The organism is Emticicia fontis, from assembly GCF_054779675.1.
In genome coordinates this window covers 1-17,896 of the sequence record NZ_BAAGXU010000011.1, presented here as the reverse complement: position 1 = coordinate 17,896, position 17,896 = coordinate 1, and the positions used below count along the sequence as shown (strand labels likewise).

Annotated in this window: 15 protein-coding genes and 1 other RNA gene; 6 read left to right on the top strand and 10 right to left on the bottom strand. The window is 37.1% G+C overall.

Annotated elements, in window-relative coordinates; all coding sequences use genetic code 11:
* Positions 1-72 precede the first annotated feature (72 nt).
* The 3 genes from ACYVFA_RS06575 to ACYVFA_RS06565 all read right to left on the bottom strand — a co-directional run bounded on the left by ACYVFA_RS06575 (position 73) and on the right by ACYVFA_RS06565 (position 3,817).
* The gene (locus ACYVFA_RS06575; RefSeq protein WP_460471014.1) at positions 73-1,791 is read right to left on the bottom strand and encodes a GMC family oxidoreductase; all 1,719 of its coding nucleotides are present in this window, start codon (positions 1,789-1,791) and stop codon (positions 73-75) included.
* A 64-nt stretch (positions 1,792-1,855) separates the two neighbouring features.
* Positions 1,856-2,374 (bottom strand): gluconate 2-dehydrogenase subunit 3 family protein, encoded by a 519-nt coding sequence (locus ACYVFA_RS06570; RefSeq protein WP_460471013.1) that lies wholly within the window; start codon positions 2,372-2,374, stop codon positions 1,856-1,858.
* A gap of 114 nt (positions 2,375-2,488) precedes the next feature.
* Positions 2,489-3,817: a DEAD/DEAH box helicase gene (locus ACYVFA_RS06565; RefSeq protein ID WP_460471012.1), complete on the bottom strand. Its 1,329-nt coding sequence runs from the start codon at positions 3,815-3,817 to the stop codon at positions 2,489-2,491.
* Positions 3,818-4,042: 225 nt separating this feature from the next.
* Here ACYVFA_RS06565 and ACYVFA_RS06560 point away from each other — a divergent pair, with 225 nt between their 5' ends.
* A complete protein-coding gene (locus ACYVFA_RS06560) occupies positions 4,043-5,041 on the top strand; it encodes an amidohydrolase family protein (protein ID WP_460471011.1) in 999 nt (332 codons plus the stop codon).
* Between the two features lie 86 nt (positions 5,042-5,127).
* On the opposite strand, the gene ACYVFA_RS06555 is transcribed toward ACYVFA_RS06560, so the two are convergent.
* The gene (locus tag ACYVFA_RS06555; protein ID WP_460471010.1) at positions 5,128-5,562 is read right to left on the bottom strand and encodes a DUF2059 domain-containing protein; all 435 of its coding nucleotides are present in this window, start codon (positions 5,560-5,562) and stop codon (positions 5,128-5,130) included.
* A 641-nt stretch (positions 5,563-6,203) separates the two neighbouring features.
* On the opposite strand from ACYVFA_RS06555, the gene ACYVFA_RS06550 reads away from it, so the two are divergent.
* A complete protein-coding gene (locus ACYVFA_RS06550) occupies positions 6,204-6,623 on the top strand; it encodes an NUDIX hydrolase (protein WP_460471009.1) in 420 nt (139 codons plus the stop codon).
* A gap of 49 nt (positions 6,624-6,672) precedes the next feature.
* Here ACYVFA_RS06550 and ssrA read toward each other — a convergent pair.
* Both ssrA and ACYVFA_RS06540 read right to left on the bottom strand, forming a co-directional pair.
* Positions 6,673-7,047: a transfer-messenger RNA gene (ssrA, locus tag ACYVFA_RS06545) on the bottom strand.
* An 88-nt stretch (positions 7,048-7,135) separates the two neighbouring features.
* A complete protein-coding gene (locus ACYVFA_RS06540; RefSeq protein ID WP_460471008.1) occupies positions 7,136-9,247 on the bottom strand; it encodes a Tex family protein in 2,112 nt (703 codons plus the stop codon).
* Between the two features lie 73 nt (positions 9,248-9,320).
* On the opposite strand from ACYVFA_RS06540, the gene ACYVFA_RS06535 reads away from it, so the two are divergent.
* On the top strand, positions 9,321-9,821 hold the full coding sequence (locus ACYVFA_RS06535) for a hypothetical protein (protein WP_460471007.1): 501 nt from the start codon (positions 9,321-9,323) through the stop codon (positions 9,819-9,821).
* 163 nt (positions 9,822-9,984) lie between these two features.
* Positions 9,985-11,208, top strand: coding sequence for a BaiN/RdsA family NAD(P)/FAD-dependent oxidoreductase (locus tag ACYVFA_RS06530; RefSeq protein ID WP_460471006.1), 1,224 nt, complete (start codon positions 9,985-9,987; stop codon positions 11,206-11,208).
* Here ACYVFA_RS06530 and ACYVFA_RS06525 read toward each other — a convergent pair.
* Both ACYVFA_RS06525 and ACYVFA_RS06520 read right to left on the bottom strand, forming a co-directional pair.
* Positions 11,203-11,625 carry a DUF1801 domain-containing protein gene (locus ACYVFA_RS06525; protein WP_460471005.1) on the bottom strand — a complete coding sequence of 141 codons (423 nt, stop codon included), beginning with the start codon at positions 11,623-11,625 and terminating at the stop codon, positions 11,203-11,205. The genes ACYVFA_RS06530 and ACYVFA_RS06525 overlap by 6 nt on opposite strands.
* Positions 11,603-12,994, bottom strand: coding sequence for a high affinity choline transporter 1 (locus ACYVFA_RS06520; RefSeq protein WP_460471004.1), 1,392 nt, complete (start codon positions 12,992-12,994; stop codon positions 11,603-11,605). Before ACYVFA_RS06520 ends, ACYVFA_RS06525 begins: the two co-directional genes overlap by 23 nt.
* Positions 12,995-13,229: 235 nt before the next feature.
* Between ACYVFA_RS06520 and ACYVFA_RS06515 the strand changes: the two genes are divergently transcribed.
* Positions 13,230-14,066, top strand: a complete 837-nt coding sequence (locus ACYVFA_RS06515; RefSeq protein ID WP_460471003.1) for a tyrosine-type recombinase/integrase — start codon at positions 13,230-13,232, stop codon at positions 14,064-14,066.
* 47 nt (positions 14,067-14,113) lie between these two features.
* Here the strand turns inward: ACYVFA_RS06515 and pdxA are convergent, their stop codons facing one another.
* The gene (gene pdxA / locus ACYVFA_RS06510; RefSeq protein WP_460471002.1) at positions 14,114-15,190 is read right to left on the bottom strand and encodes a PdxA family dehydrogenase; all 1,077 of its coding nucleotides are present in this window, start codon (positions 15,188-15,190) and stop codon (positions 14,114-14,116) included.
* A 167-nt stretch (positions 15,191-15,357) separates the two neighbouring features.
* Between pdxA and ACYVFA_RS06505 the strand changes: the two genes are divergently transcribed.
* Complete coding sequence (locus tag ACYVFA_RS06505; protein ID WP_460471001.1) at positions 15,358-16,314, top strand: NAD(P)-dependent oxidoreductase; 957 nt, start codon at positions 15,358-15,360, stop codon at positions 16,312-16,314.
* 59 nt (positions 16,315-16,373) lie between these two features.
* Here the strand turns inward: ACYVFA_RS06505 and ACYVFA_RS06500 are convergent, their stop codons facing one another.
* A complete protein-coding gene (locus tag ACYVFA_RS06500; RefSeq protein WP_460471000.1) occupies positions 16,374-17,660 on the bottom strand; it encodes a C1 family peptidase in 1,287 nt (428 codons plus the stop codon).
* Positions 17,661-17,896 lie beyond the last annotated feature (236 nt).

Below are 17,896 nucleotides of genomic sequence, written 5' to 3'. Positions count from 1 at the left end.
TTCAAGAAAAATCCCGTTAGATACAATACAATTATATTGTCTCCAACGGGATTCTTATTTTATTTATACCTCTTATAAATTCCCTTTCTTAAATTCTTTTACTGCATAATCTGCTGCGCGAGCTGTAATAGCCATAAAAGTAAGAGACGGATTTTGTGTTGAGTTTGAAGTCATGCAAGCGCCATCAGTAACAAATACGTTTTTGCAGTGGTGCATGGCATTCCATTTATTAAGCAACGATGTTTTTGCATCATTTCCCATACGAACACCACCCATTTCATGAATATCTAAACCAGGAGCCTTTTTAGGATTATCGTGTGTCTGAATATTCTTGAAACCTGACAATGTTAGCATTTCAGTCATTTGCTCATGGAAGTCCTTAATCATTTTCTCATCATTATCATCATACCCAACCGATGTTCTGATTAACGGGATACCCCAGGCATCTTTCTGGTCTTTATCTAGCGTAACAAAGTTACTCTCTTTGGGAATCGTTTCTCCCATCATATGAGACCCTACCCGCCAGTTACCATATTTTCTGTTAAACAGATTGTTTTTCAATTCTTCTCCAATGCCGTTATTATCTGTATAATTCATACGACTACCGCTGAATCCGGCTGCATAGCCACGCAAGAAATCCGTTTCTTGTTTAGCTAAATTACGGAAACGAGGAATATAACTTCCATTCGGACGGATACCTTCGGTTGTACTATCAAGCAAGCCTTCGTACTCTGCAGAAATAGTAGTACGGAAATTATGGAAGGCAATGTACTTACCTAATAATCCATTATCATTTCCTAATCCATTCGGGAAACGACTTGAAATGGAGTTCAATAAAATCAGGTTAGTATTGATAGTGGCTGCATTCACAAAAATGACTCTTGCATAGTACTCCGTCATTTGTTTGGTGTGTGCATCAATCACTCTGACACCGCTTGCCTTATTTTTCTTTTCATCAAAGATGATAGAATGTACAACTGAATCCGGTTTCAGGGTCAATTTTCCCGTTCTGGCAGCCCAGGGTAGGGTAGAAGAGTTACTGCTGAAATATCCACCATATGGGCAACCTCTCTGGCAAAGCGAGCGGTTCTGGCATTGTCCACGTCCTTGTTTTAAATGGATTGGTTGCGGCTTGGTTAAATGCGCACAACGGCCAATAATAACCGGACGCGCGCCTTTATAATGCTTGGCCATTTCGCCGGTAAAGTGTTTTTCAACACATGATTGCTCATGTGGAGGTAAAAACTCTCCATCAGGCAACTGCGCTAAACCATCTTTATTTCCTGAAATTCCGGCAAATTTTTCTACATGGCTATACCACGGGGCAATATCTGCATAACGGATTGGCCAGTCAATGGCAAAGCCATCGCGTGCAGGGCCTGTAAAATCATAGTCTGACCAGCGTTGTGTTCCTCTGGCCCACATTAATGATTTGCCACCTACCTGATATCCACGTATCCAGTCGAATGGTTTATCTTGTATATAAGGATGTTCGTTATCTTTTACAAAAAAATGTGCAGCATCTTCGTTGAAAGCATAACAGCGGCTTGCAATTGGGTTAGCGTCTCTTAGCTCTTTTGGTATCTGTCCTAGATGTTCAAATTCCCAGGGCTGCATCATTGTAGTTGGATAGTCAGTCACATGGCGCACATCGCGGCCGCGTTCCAGTACTAATGTCCGAAGACCTTTTTCGGTTAATTCTTTGGCTGCCCAGCCTCCGCTGATACCAGAACCAATCACGATTGCGTCAAAGGTACGGTCTTTGACAGAATCTATATTTAAGAATGACATAATAGCTTTAAATAGAGTATTGAATAGTAATAACGTAAATAGATGGGTATTTCCGGAATCAGAATTAAGCTTTTACAGGTACGCAACCATGATAAAAGCCGGGAGCCATGTTAAACTTCAAGACATTAGTCATGTAAAATTCAGAGTTAGTGTATCCCTGAATTGTCAGGCGTTTAATCATGTTAGAAAACTGCTTCGATGTATTATCAGAAGAATCTAGCATCTTGTTTATCAAATCTTTCTTTTGTGTGGCATCGCAAGCTACAAAAGACTTCTGGTAGGTCTGCTGAGCTAATTCTTCGGTCTTTTTAAGACCATCTTTAAAAATCTTTTGCTGAGCTTCGCCATAGCAATCATTAATCATTCGCATAGCAAATTGATGGACTTTCAAAGATTTTGCTCCAGGTGTAGCGTTTTCAGGAATGATGGTTTCGACGATTTCGCCTAATAGCTCTTCATCATTATAAGATAGGGTGGAGATTTTACCGATAGATTCAGGTGTCCAGTTTGCCGCCCATGAAGGTAATGCCACCAAACTCCCAAATGCTAAGGATAAATTTTTAATTGCATTGCGCCTTTGCATAATTATTTTAATATTTAATTGTCGTAAAACTATACAAACTTAGATATTAAAACTTAAAATGCCGATGCTTTAGTATGATAAAATTTAAAAAGTAGAGTACTTAGTTAAAAATACTTATTTTCTCGAACGCTTTTCGTAAGATTTTCCGTACTTCTTTTTCTTTTCGGCTTCGTAATCACGTCTTACGTTTACCTTTTTATTTTTCTCTGATTTTTCATGAAAAGCCGGGCCTACTTCTTCTTTCTTAGGTCTTTTTAAAATTGGTTCTTTCATGATAACCTTCGGCATTTCATCCTCAGTCAATTCATCAGAGATTTCAAGCTGTTCAGGAAGCGTCAGCTGGGGTATCCGGTAATTCATCAATTGCTCAATGGCTTCTCTAGCTTCATTATCTTTTTCGGTAAAAAAACTGATGGCATTACCTTTCTTATCCTGCCGACCGGTTCTACCGATACGATGGATATAATTCTCAGCTACCTCGGGTATATCAAAATTAATCACGTGCGAAACCTCAGAAATATCCAGTCCTCTGGCAACAATATCAGTGGCTATCAGAATCCGATATGTCCCATTCTGAAAATTCTTGATGGTATCAAAACGATTATTCTGCGATTTATTAGAGTGAATAACTCCAAGCTGAGAAGAAAACTCCATTTCCAGTTCCTCATATAATTGGTCGGCCAATTGCTTGGTAGCTACAAAAACTAATACCTTGCTTGTTTCAATAGGTTTTGCTAATAAGAGCCCTAAAAGGTTGACTTTTGTATAAAAATTAGGTAATAAATAAGCTTCTTGCGTAATATTATCTAAAGGCGTTCCGGCAGGAGCGGCCTCTATTTTTATAGGCTGATTAAAATAAGTATCAATAATTTCCTCAACGTCTTCTGTCAGAGTTGCCGAAAACAATAGGTTTTGTCTCTTTGGTGGCAATAAATCCAGAATATTAATCAATTGAGGACGAAAACCTAAATTTAGCATTTCATCTACTTCATCAATAACAAGCTTCTTTATAGATTTTGTCTTAACCACATTAGTTGCTAATAAATCTATCAATCGGCCAGGTGTCCCCACCAGAACATCACAACCATTGGCTAATTCTGCCACCTGTTGCTTAATGTTTACACCGCCATATACGCCAACAACTTGCAGATTTATATATTTACTTAATTGTTGAACAGATTCTACCACCTGCGCTACCAATTCTCGGGTTGGTACAATAACCAGCAGTTGTGGATTTTTTTCTTTCGAGAATTGATATTGTCTTAAACTGGGTAGGAGGTAAGCAAAGGTTTTACCAGTACCTGTTTGGGCTATACCGCATACATCCTGCCCCGACATAACTACTGAAAAGGCTTTTTTCTGGATAGTAGTAGGCGTTGTATAGCCTAAATCTTGTAAGGCATTCAATAATGGTTTATTCAGATTTAATTCTTCGAAAGTCATTTGTTTGTAAAATTATCCTTGTTCTAGCCAATATGCTGTTCAGGCCATTAAAATATGCTAACGCGCTTTGACTCTAAGAAGTTTCAAAAACTATAATATTACATTAGTTGAGGGTTAATAAGTCTATATTGTCTAAATAATAGATAATATAAGCAGTTTGGTCGACTGTGTTTGGGGATAGACCTTTTATTGAGTATTTTTAGCACCTTAACTAATAAAAACTACATGAAACAAAAATTAAACATTCAACCGCTTTTAATAGCGTTTCTAACTGCTTTCGTAACTTTAATTGCTTCTGCCCAAGAGACTAAAAAACACCTGCCCATTATTGATGTACATGTACATGCCATGAAAGTGAATCCTGGATTTGCCAATGACTTATGTCCTTGGTTTTTGAAAAATATGCCAGGTAGTGATCCTAAAGGGCCTGCTCCTTCATTTTTAAGTAACGGTTGTGCTGATCCGTTAAAGGCTGCCAAGTCAGACAAAGAAATGCAGGAGGCACTTTTAGCTACTGCCGAGCGATTGAATGTGATTATGGTAGCAAGTGGAGATGCTTCTATTCTTCATAACTGGCATAAAGCTGCACCCAATCGTATTATTCCATCTATTGGTATCAGCAATCCGAAGGAAATGACTGTCAAAGCTTTTGAAGATTCATTATCAAAAGGATTCTATAAAGTAATGGGAGAGGTGGCTCCACAATATCAGGGAATGTCGCCAAGTGATATGAGTCTGGACGAATATTTTGGAGTAGCTGAGAAACTAGGCGTTCCAGTAGGGATACATATGGGAACTGGTGGCAACGGAATGGCAAATATTACTTCGCCCAAATACCGTGCTTCTTTGGGTCGTCCGTTTTTATTAGAAGATATGTTGGCGCGCCACCCAAAAATTAAAATCTGGGTAATGCATGCCGGATACCCGATGATTGATGAAATGATTGCGCTGATGGGGGCTAATGCTTATGTATACGTTGATTTAGCAGGATTTATCTGGAGCTATCCTTTAGAAGAAATTCATGCCTATTTACAACGTTTAATCCAGGCAGGTTTCGGTAAACGTATCATGTATGGCACTGACTTAATGGTTTGGCCTAAATTGCTTGAAACCTCTATTAATGTGATCGAAAGTGCTAATTACTTGTCAGAAGACCAGAAGAGAGATATATTTTTTAACAATGCTGTTAGATTCTTTAATTTGGATGAAAGTAAATTTAAGTGATTTTGAAGAATACGTTAAAGTAGAAAAACCCACCTTCTAGTGGGTTTTTTGTTTTATTCGGATGTGTATCAAAGATGCTAAATAGTTTAATTTTTCTTTGTCATTTTTTCGTAAACTTTTACTCCAAGTTTCTCTCCATATTGTCTTCCCATATTCATTGACTCTTCTATAATTAATGGCATTTTTTCTACCATCTTTTTGCCTGTGGGGCCCTCAAAAAAATTAAGCATATCAAGAATTTCCTGGTGAGAATAGTTCTTATCATATATTGGGATGTAGAGAGCGGTAAGTTCATCATAATTAACCTCTTTTATAAATTCATCCCAGAAACCTTCTGGCAAACCATTTTTGTCACCGTTATTTTTCATGGTTTTGGCCATTGCTTCAAGACTTGCCTTAGCGGTGCTAGTAGAACCACTGGCTATTAACAATCGCTTAATGTCGTTGATTTTCTGGTCGTTTGTTTGACTAAAGCTCATAAAAGATATGAGCATGAATGAGAAGAAAAATACTTTTTTCATGTTTTTTGATTACTTAATTAGACACGTTTTTTTACATTTATACAATAATAGTTGTTTTTCGTCAATAACTAGTATAGCTAATTAGATTTTATTTGGTGGGTCTTATTATTGATTTGTCAAAAATAATGATTAGAAGCCATACCCTTCGATTTCTAATATTGAATAGATGTGTGTGATTAACCGTTGCTCCGACACTGTAATCAGTATTGAAGCAACGGATTAAATTCATTATTTATATTAAATGTCATGACTAGGTTTAATTGATATTTTCAGGCGGAAACTACAGCAAAACTTAATTCGGACTCATAAACTCAAAAAGATTAATTTGAGGAGGATTTTGTGTAATTTTACTAGGCGTTTCTCTATAGTATACCATAATAGATATACCCACTATTACACCTAAACTGAACGATAAAAAGCAGAAGAAAACAAATGCTAGCACAATTTTAAAAATTAAGTAAATAATAGGATCAACATTACAATTTAGGGTAAAATTATATCATATTTCAAGAAATTAGGTCTAAATCTTTCTAATTTAAGTGTTTTTTAATATCTATTAAAATGTGATTAAAATTATCAAGTGGTAAATTGAAATTATTAAGTACAGTCCCTTTACATATGTAATAATCTAATTCAAAAAGATGTTTTTTGTAGCCACCTGTTTGTTATTCGACCGTAACAATAAACTCTTGATTTATCTGAGAGACGATAAGCCCACAATTTCATTTCCCAATCATTGGGATCTTTTTGGAGGTATAGTGGAAGATGGTGAAACTCCTGAGCAGGCACTAGTAAGAGAAGTAAAAGAAGAACTAGGAGTAGATCTAATAATTTATTCAAAATTTAAAGAATATCTTGGCACTAATGAAAGTAAGCCAAATAGGAAATATGTTTTTTATGCAAAGATTGATTATCTGCCTGAAGAATTAACGTTATATGAAGGTCAAAGATTAACAAGTATAGATTTAAGCGATAGATTCAATTATAGGTTTGCAAATATTCTTGGAACAATCATTGATGATTTTGCTAATTCTGATTTCTACATTAATTATACATTTTGACTGTTAGTAAAATAAAAAAGCGTAACACCTTTATCAGAATGTTACGCTTTTGTGGAGACGCAGAGAGTCGAACTCTGGTCCGAACATGGCACCTGTCAAGCCTTCTACATGTTTATTCGGTCTTAATTTTCGAGAAAAGCTAGGTGTCCGACATACCGAGACTTCTCCTTAGAAACCTAAATACTAATTAAGTATAAGTCCCCCACACTTAATCGCCTCTCCGGGTCGACACTCCGAACTCCCCAACAGCAGAGGTTAATCAGGGCGGAATGTGGCTAAAAGGTTAATTCACTCCGGAATTAAGCAGCCATGGCATACGAAGTATTGCCAGTTATTTTTCGGAAGAATTTTTAACAGGAGGTTCTACCAGCTCCCGACATGCTTTTACTCGCAACCACTCACGCCGTCAAAACCGGTCGTCCCCATGATTGTTTGTCATGATATGACAAAAATCATTTATGAAAAGTTCATGCTTAGAGGAAATTTATAGAATACTTTTAAACATTCAATCGTTAAAGCTTCATGCTCAAAGCAATACGTTTCCTTGGAATATCTACTTCAGTAACTTTTACTTGTACCTTCTGATGAACTTTTACAACTTCATTCGGGTCTTTGATGAACCGATTCGCCATTTGTGATACGTGCACTAATCCATCCTGATGCACTCCAACATCTACAAAGCAACCAAACGCAGTTATATTAGTCACAATGCCAGGCAACAACATCCCTTCGCGTAAATCTTCTATTTTATGCACATCTGATGCAAATTCAAACTCCTCTAATGCTTCTCGTGGGTCACGACCTGGCTTTTGTAATTCTGAAAGAATATCGTTTAAGGTTGGTAAACCAACAGAAGCCGTCACATAATTATTCAGATTGATTTTTGATTTAATCTGTGCATTATTCATTAAATCTGTCACTTTTAAGCCTATGTCTTTCGCCATCTTTTCCACAATTGCATATGTTTCTGGATGAACAGCTGAATTATCCAGTGGATTCTTGGCACCATTAATACGTAAGAAACCTGCACTTTGCTCAAAGGCTTTTGCTCCTAAACGTGGCACTTTCTTCAACTCATCTCTTGAACTAAATGCACCATTCTTCGCCCTATAATCTACAATATTCTGCGCCAACGATGGTCCCAAGCCAGAAACATAACTTAATAAGTGTTTACTAGCAGTGTTTAATTCAACACCAACAAGGTTTACACAACTTTCTACAACTGAATCTAGGCTTTCCTTCAACATCTTCTGTTCTACATCGTGTTGATATTGACCTACACCAATAGACTTAGGGTCAATTTTTACCAACTCAGCTAAAGGATCCATTAACCTGCGCCCAATCGAAATGGCACCACGAACAGTCACATCTTTCTTCGGAAACTCATCTCTGGCAATTTCAGAAGCTGAATAAATAGAAGCGCCTTGTTCTGAAACTACATGAACCTGAATTTTGTCTAATTTTAAAGATTTTATAAAGCTTTCCGTTTCACGGCTAGCCGTACCATTCCCAATCGCAATCGCTTGTATTTGATAGTCATAAATCAATTTCTTTACTACTCCTTCAGCTTCCATCTTTCTATCCATCGGATAAATCACTGTATCATATAGTAAATCTCCTTGTTCATTCAAACAAACGGTTTTACAACCAGTTCTGAATCCCGGATCAATGGCTAATACTCTTTTTTGCCCTAATGGAGACGCAAGCAATAATTGGCGTAGATTGGCAGCAAAGATTTTAATAGCTTCTGCATCTGCCTTTTGCTTAGAGAGATTCGAGAATTCATTCTCTATACTCGGTTTTAATAAACGATTATAAGAATCTGTAATGGCATCAGCAACCTGATCTTTTGCTTCTGGTAAACCTTTCAGATAGATTCGGTCTAAAGCATCAGTTCCTCTTTCAGCCTCAATCGAAATATCCACTGAAAGAATTCCTTCTTCTTCTCCACGTCTGATGGCTAATAAGCGATGTGATGGTATTCTTGATAAAGGCTCTGAGAATTCAAAATAATCCTGATATTTGGCACCATCTTCTTTCTTACCTTTCTTTACTTTAGAAGTGACAATTGATTCTCTTTCAAAAATCTTTCTCACTGCATTTCTCGCCTGAATATCCTCATTGATCCATTCGGCCATAATATCTCTTGCCCCTTGTAGAGCATCTTCCACACTTCCCACTTTATCATTGAGGTACTTTTCGGCAATGGCTTCAAGATTTCTGTCTTTCTGCGCAAAAATAATTTTTGCCAATGGTTCAAGCCCTTTTTCAATAGCTATACTTGCACGTGTCTTACGCTTTTGCTTATAGGGCAGATACAAATCTTCTAACTCATTCAGATACAAGGCACTTTGTAGCTTATTCAGCAATTCAGGCGTCATTTTGCCTTGTTCTTCAATTGATTTGATGATGGTTTCTCTACGCTTATCTGCTTCTAAAAACTTACTGTATAAGTCTTTTACCAAGGCAATCTGTACCTCATCCATACTCCCTGTCATTTCCTTTCTATAACGGGCAATAAACGGCACAGTAGCGCCTTCTTCTAATAAAGTGATGGTATTAGTAACGTGCTTTTCTGTTGCATTAACAGACTGGACAATAATTTGTATTTGTTTTGTGGCCATACTTCCAACCTTTTTAATCTGAAACGAATCCTATTGTAAAATGAATATTCAAACACAAAAATCTATTATTAAAATGAAAATTCAATTGATTGCCGCAATCATTATTTCCACATTCGCTTTTATGGCTTGTGAAAAAGAATCACAAGTACTTGACACACAGCAAAGTCTGAACGGAACAGTTGTTAAATATGGCACAAGTTTCGGTATGTGCCTCGGACCGTGTAAGAAAGAAATAGCATTAGTAAATGACGAAGCTGCATTTACAGTTTTTCAGAATGGTGGAAGAGGGATTGAGACTGGTGGAGATCCCAAAACTTATACAGAGAAATTAACAGCTGATTATATCACAGCAATTCTTAATAGTGCTGATTTGGAAGCACTTAAAAAATTAGACGAAGTAATTGGTTGTCCTGACTGTGCTGATGGTGGTGCTGAATGGGTAGAAATTACTAAAGGCGATTCAAAATACAAAGTGACATTTCCATACGGCTCTGATGTGAAAGAAATTGCTCCACTTTTAAAGTTACTTCGCGAAAAGCGACAATATTTTGAAGAGAAATATGTGAAACCATAAGAGATTCAAATAATATAATTCATTATTCTTGAATTATGCTCTCTGAATTTTGAAATATGCTGCTGATACACTTGCTTTGTATAAGCAGTTTCACCTTAGATAATAGCCTGGCTTATTATTTAAGGTGTTTTTTTTGAGAATATTATAGCAATACGAGCATCTTATGTACGACCTCATCATTATAGGCGGTGGAGCAGCAGGTTTTTTTACCGCAATTAACGCGGCTGAAAGAAATAAAAATTTGAGAATAGCTATTTTAGATAGAGGAAGGGATGTTTTACAAAAAGTAAAAGTTTCCGGTGGTGGACGATGTAATGTTACCCACGCTTGTTTTGACCCTGCAATGCTTATTAATTATTATCCACGAGGAAACCAGGAATTGCTGAAACCATTCCAGAAATTCAATCCTACCCACACAGTCGAATGGTTTGAAAGCAGAGGTGTAAAAATCAAAAAAGAAGCCGATGGACGAATGTTTCCTGTCAGTAATTCGTCACAAAGTATTATTGATTGCTTTATTGAAGCTTGTTATAAAAACCGAATTGAAATTATTAAAAATACCCGTGTTGAGCGCATTGAAAATAAAGGAGACTTATGGACGGTGAATGCGATTGATAATAGGGAATACCAAACCAGACAATTAATGATTGCTACAGGTAGTGATACTGCCGTCTGGAAATTGTTGCAGAATTTAGGAGTTGAGATTGTTCAGCCTGTACCGTCGTTATTTACTTTCAATATCAAAGATGAAAGAATTCAGGATTTAATGGGAATAAGTGTTGAAAACGCTGTTTGTCAATTAAGTGATTCAAAGAATAAAGCATTGAATACTTTCTCTTCAAATGGCGCTATGTTGATTACGCATTGGGGATTATCAGGCCCTGCTATTTTGAAACTCTCTGCCTGGGCAGCCAGAGAGTTAAATGATGCCAATTATGAGTTTGACGTAATAGTGAATTGGTTAGGAAAAACTGAAGCCGGAAAAGTAAGACAACATTTACATCAGCAAATAGATAATCAGCCTAAAAAGAATGTTTTGGCTAATGCCGAATTTGGCTTATCTATCAGGCTTTGGAAAAACTTATGCACAGCATCTGGAGTAGGAGAGTATCAGAAATGGGCTGAAACCGGAAAAAAACACATAACCAAACTGGTAGAACAATTGACCGCTTGTAAGTTCAGAGTAAATGGCAAAAGCACATTTAAAGAAGAATTCGTAACCGCAGGTGGCGTTGATTTGTCAGAGGTTGATTTTGAGAGATTTAGTTTGAAAAAATACCCCAATCTATACATGGCGGGAGAGGTTTTGAATATTGATGCAATTACGGGTGGATTTAATTTCCAGGCCGCCTGGACTGGGAGCTGGATTGCCGCTCAGAATCTATGATTGCTTCTTCTTTCGTGCAGCTTGAAGCATTTCTGTGAAAATCGATTTTTCATTGATTTCATCTAATATCAATGCTTCATTCAGTATTTCAAGAAAAGCTGTTTCTATATTTGTCAAATCATTTATATCAGTTAGGGTAACTCCGTGTATATATTTTCGACCCTTGGCATCTAATAATCCTTGCTCATTGGAAAGCTGAAACCCTCTCAGAAAACACACCTCTAATCCTTTTTTAGGATGAATTTTACCAAAATAACAAACATCATGTTTTACTTTAAACATAGGAGTATTAATCTCGAGATGTTCTCTGATTTTAGGATGAGTATTCAGAATCAGAACTCTAAGCCTTTCCATTAAAACCTGTATATGTGGAAGTTGATGGTCGATAAAATCATCAGCTGATAAGTACTTTTTCATCTCTTTTGATTAATGAGCCAATAACCATACCTGTAATACTAGCCAATAATCCCCATATCATCCCCGGAATTTCGGTTGGGTAGAACTCTAAATATAACCAGACGCTCGTTCCCGCTATCATTGCAAAAATAGCACCCAAAGCTGTTGCTCTTTTCCAGTATAAGCCTGCTACTAAAGGAGTAAATAGAGCTACTAAACTCAAAGATGAAGATTCTCCGACTAATTCATAAATTTCAGCCTTATAAAGCGATAAGCCTACACTAATAATGGTGATACCGATTACTGATAAACGCATAATTTTTAATAATTGCTTATCCGAAATCTTTTCTCCATACAGAGGTCTTAAAAGATTTTCGCCTACAACGGTTGCAGGAGCGAGGATTGCTCCACTACAAGTACTTAAAATGGCTGATAGAAGCGCGCCAAAGAATAATATCTGCATTCCTAATCCAGAATGATGAAGCACCAGATAAGGAATGGTCATTTGCGTATCACCTTCTTTAATATCAGGATATAACAGGGAGCCACAAAGAGCTATAACTAATGGCATACAAGCAATGGATAAATACATAAAAGCCGACCAATAAGCCCCTCTCACTGCCACTTTCTCAGATTTAGCTGATAATACCCTCTGAAATACATCTTGTTGAGGAATAGAACCCCATCCAATAGTAATCCATGCGCCAAAATAAGTAACCCAATTAGTTACTGAATGCTCCTTAGGAATAAATCTGAAAAAACTTGGTGGAGTTCTATCTATCATTTGTCCCCAGCCACCGATTTCGCTTATTAATTCTATCATCAGTATTAACATACCAATAATAATAATCGCTGTTTGTACAGTATCTGTAATAGCAACAGACCACATGCCACCTACATAAGTATAAAAGACCACCACAGAAGCGCATATCAGAATACCATAAATGAAAGGCACTCCTGCAACTGCCTGAAGTATTATTGCTAGTGCCACCAACTGGGCAGCTATCCAGCTAAAATAGGATGGAATTAAAAAAAGCGCAGAAATCCATTCAACGCTTTTGCCGTATCTAATACTAAAATAATCACTAAAAGTAAGGATATTCAATTTATACAAAGGGCGTGCAAAGAAAAGACCAATTAACAATAAGCACATAGATGCGCCAAATGGATCTTCAATCACCCCTAATAAACCATTTTCCACAAACTCAGAAGAAGCACCCATCACTGTTTCAGAGCCAAACCAGGTGGCAAATAGACCTGATGCCACAACGTAAGTTGGCATTTTCCTTCCGGCAATAGCAAAGTCATTGGCAGTTTTAACAAATTTTGAAGCAAACCATCCCACAAGCACAGTCCCTACTAAATATAAAGAAATAAACGTTAGAAGCATAAAGCGGTTTAGGTGATTAGATTGTCGCATTTGAAAATTGAAATTAGTTATTTTTCCGCTTTTATTCTCTTCAAATTGAATTTTTTGAAAGAATTTACTCGTGCCCAATAAATTTCCTTGGTAAACGAAACGTAAATACGTTTTTTAATATAAAATTTGTGACTTTATTTTTTAATTTAAGTCCAAATTACCAAACATTCGTTAAATCCTATTTTTACTTAAATAAAGCGCAACTGTGACCCATCTTATTGAGCGATTTACAGAAATATTAAAAAAAGGGAAATATAACTCCCAGACTATTGCTGCTTACCGTAATGCCATTTTTGTTTTCTATAACCATTTTCGTGATTTACCTCAGAGTAAAATCACAGACGAACTGGTCTCAAATTACCTTTTAGAATTAAGCGAAAAGAAAGGCGGGTCAACGGATGCTTCAAAGCAGGCAGGCAAGGCGATAAAACTCTTCTATGAGGTGATTTTCAAGCGTAAGCTTGGAATTAAGGCTTCAGGAGAGATGAAAGAAGATACATTGCCCGAAGTACTCACAGAAAACGAGGTAGAAAGTATCATTAGCGTGCTGGATAATCCTAAACATAAAGCCCTGATGGCGACCATCTATGCGATGGGTTTAAAATTGAGTGATATTCTGATTATGAAAGTGGAGGATATGGACATGGAAACCAAACATGTCATGGTGCCACCATCTAAAACAGATAAGGGACGAAAGTTGAGGTTGCCAAAAAAACTGATTCCCATACTGATTGCGTATTTCGATAAACACAAACCGAAGGAATTACTTTTTGTAGGAGAGAAAGGGAAACCCTATAGCCCCAGGAGTGTACAATTAGTTTTTCAACAGGCTTTGCAAAAAGCTAAAATTGAGAAGAATGCAACTGTCCATACTCTGAGGCATAGCTATGCAGTACATTGCCTGGAGAGGGGGATGGATATACACTTATTAAAAGAGATTCTTGGGCATAAATACCTGCAAACAACCTCTATGTATTACCAGATTGCCCAGATAGATTTAGCGAATATCAGAAGCCCATTCGAAGACCTGGATTGTTCATAAAAAAATACCAACAAAAGCATTGTATTTTGTTGGTATCATTTTCTGATTTAATCTTCCATGCTTGCTTCTTTGAGCACGATATTTTTCTTTTTCAGTGAGTTCAATTCAAGTTCACCTAATTCTGCCCGATTTTTAGCGACATCAATGGCTGTATAAATGGCGTGAATTATTGAAGATTCATCAGCCTGATTTTTGCCAGCAATGTCATAGGCAGTTCCGTGGTCTGGTGACGTTCGAACCTTTGGGAGGGCAGCTGTATAGTTAACTCCATTTTCAAAGGCCAGCATTTTAAACGGCATCAATCCCTGATCGTGGTACATGGCTAATACGGCATCATATTGTTTCCATGAAGCGGTTCCGAAGAAACCATCCGCAGGGTATGGACCAAAAACCAAAGTGCCCTTCTTTTTAAGTTCAATGATAGCCGGATGAATAATTTCCTTTTCTTCGTTGCCGAAAAGACCATTTTCGCCTGCATGAGGATTCAGCCCTAAAACAGCAATGCGCGGTTTCTGAACGTTAAAATCTCTTTTCAGTGAGGTATGAATCTGTTCAACTTTTTTGATAATCAATTCTTTATTGATTTTTCTTTTCACTTGTTCTAGTGGAATATGACCCGTAACAACCCCAACTTTGAGTTGCTCACTTACCATAAACATCAATACATCTTCAACCTCAAATTCTTTGGCTAAATATTCAGTATGCCCTGGAAAACTGAATTCTTCACTCTGAATATTATGCTTGTTGATAGGGGCTGTTACCAAGGCATCAATCTTTCCGGCTTTCAGGTCAGTTACTGCTCTTTTTAAAGCTTCAAAAGCTACTTTACCCGCTTCTGGCGTAATTTTTCCTGGTTGTACTTCCAGATTCTGGTCATTCACACAGTTAAGCACATTTACTTGTTTATGATTAACCTGCTCAATTTTCTGAATCGTAAAAAACTGCCAGTCTTTTAAGTCTAACTGCTGACGATACCGATTAATGATTTTACCTGAACCATAAATAACCGGTGTACAGATTTTATTCAGACGATTTCCGCCAACTGCTTTTAGTATTACTTCCGGCCCAATGCCGTTGAAGTCACCAATACTAATGCCTATGACAGGTTTATGTTGTTCGCTCACTTTTCTATCGATTTAATTATTTCAATTCTTACTTTAATTATATTGGTTAAACGCGATTGATACAGTCACTTTGCTCAGAACGCTTATTCTCAAAAATATGTTTGACAATTTTACCTGTAAACGTAATTTTACCGCAATTTACTGACAAACATACGAAAAAAAATACTGTGGATACAAATAAGCCCAATAATCAAAGTTCTGTTTTAATAGTTGACGAAATGCACCTGAGCCTGATACCTATGCTTGAAAAAATAGGCTATATTCCTGATTATCAGCCAAAAATTAAAAGGCAGGAAATCATAGATATTCTCGGAAATTATGAGGGAATGATTATCAGAAGTAAAACATTGGTAGATGCAGAGCTATTAAAAAATGCGCATCAATTGAAGTTTATCGGTAGGGCAGGGGCAGGTCTGGATTTGATAGATGAAACCGTTACCGAGGCAAAAGGAATTGTAGTTTTTGCGGCCAACGAGGGCAATAGAGTAGCTGTAGCCGAACATGTGATAGGAATGCTTCTGGGGTTAATGAATAACTTGTTAATAGCTGACCGACAAGTAAGAGAAAGTAAATGGTTAAGAGAAGAAAACCGGGGCTACGAATTGATGGGGAAAACCGTAGGCATCATCGGCTACGGGAATAACGGTTCTGAAACCGCTAAACGTCTGGCTGCATTTGGATGTAAAGTATTGGCCTACGATAAGTATAAAGCAGGTTTTTCTGATGAGTTCGCTACCGAGGCAACTATGCAGGATATTTTTGATAAAGCTAAGATTGTGAGCCTGCATATTCCGCTTACCAAAGAAACTTTTCAATTAGTGAATGCAGAGTTTCTGAATTCATTTGCTAATAATATCTATCTGGCTAATGCCTCTCGTGGAGAAGTGGCAATGTTAGAGGCTATTGTTGATGGTCTGAATGCTGGTAAACTCAAAGGTGTTTGTCTTGATGTATTAGAAAATGAAAAACTGAGCCAATTGACTCCTGTTCAGAAAGAAACATTTGAGCAATTAATACAATCAGATAAAGTGGTTTTCAGCCCGCATATAGCTGGCTGGACGCATGAATCTTATGTACGAATCAATGAGGTTTTGATAGAAAAGATTCAACAGATGTTTAGTTGAGCTCAAAAAATAAACACCGATAAATCCTACCGGTGTTTATTTTTATAAAAAGAATATGGTCAGCGTTTCTTTTTCTTAGGGGTTTCTTCTTCTTCCTCCTCTTCTTCTTCCTCCTCTTCTTCGTCATATTCCTCTTCGTCCTCATCCTCATCATATTCTTCATCTTCCTCGTCCTCTTCTTCATCTTCGTCCTCTTCTTCATCCTCATCCTCATCCTCTTCGCTTTCTTCTTCCTCCTCTTCGTCTTCATCTTCGGGCTCATCACCAGCAGTGAAGCTATAATCTTCGTCTATGGCGTTTTTAGCGCAAAGCTTATCCAACTCTTCTACAAACCCATCCTGGTCTTCTGTCAGAATTTCGAAATTGGTGATATAAGTGTACTCAATCTCGCTTTCTTCATCATATTCTGAATAGTAGTCGAAATAAAAATCTTCATCACTTTCTGCATATTTCAGACATAATTTTTCGAGTTTGGTAGCGAATTTTTCTGTGTCTTCTACATTAATCCAGAACTCGTTGATATACATCAAGCCATCAACAGCAAAGTTTGATTCATCACTTTCATCCCATACGCCTTCACTAAAATCAAGATTTTCAACTGATTTAATTATCCAAGAATCATTCCCGTTGTATTCATTATGAATTACATATTCGTATGGAATATAGCAATAGCCATTATCTCCCCAGTTTTTGCCCCACGAGTTACGGATGATGAACATCTTGTCAGGGTCAGAATAGCCTACACAAAGCATTGCATGCCAGCCATGTGTTTCTCTTACATTATCCGATTTACGAGGCATTGGTACGCGACCTTTATTTTTATTAGCATCGTCAAAAGACTGAAATGTATTTAAACAAAAAGCAATCGGATAGCCTTCTGCCAGTGTGTTTTTCCAAAGGTCGAGATTCAATTCGATGTACTCTGCGTCAACAATTTTAAAATTGGTACCGTGGTCATAAGCAGATTGGTCTGGTTCGTACAAAATCATAGTTTGGTCATTTGGCCACAAATCTTCGGCACAAGCGCCATATTCTTTCAGACCCTCAATTGCATTGTACATAATTGAGCCACAATCCTGGTCTTGCGAGTCATCCATATAGCGGGCATTATAATAGATATACAATCGACTCACATCACTAGATTCACCTAAGGTTCTTTTGGCAAGGTATTCATAAGCTCCGGCAAAAGCATTTGCAACGCAGCTATTACCTACTTGCATTTCAACTTCTGTAAGGTGGTCTCTTAAATCTACTTTAGAAGGCAGTTTGTCAATTTTACCTGCTTGTTTTCTTTTTACATCCGCGGGGATTGCTCCGGCACGATAGCCGCCGATTCTGTTTTCCATTTTGTTTAGAATAGAGGTTAAGTCCTGTTTAATAATAGGTGTTAAAACTTCTTCAAAAATAAAAGATTGTAGTGAAATGCGAATATTTTCAGAATTAAAATGTGAAAGAAAAAAAACAGATAAAACTATTAGGAAATGCCCAAATAAGTTTTATCTGTTTTTCAGACTAAAAAGACTGGTTATGTTTCTAAATGTATGATGCTTTATAATTTCTATAGTTCATAGTTAATTTTATA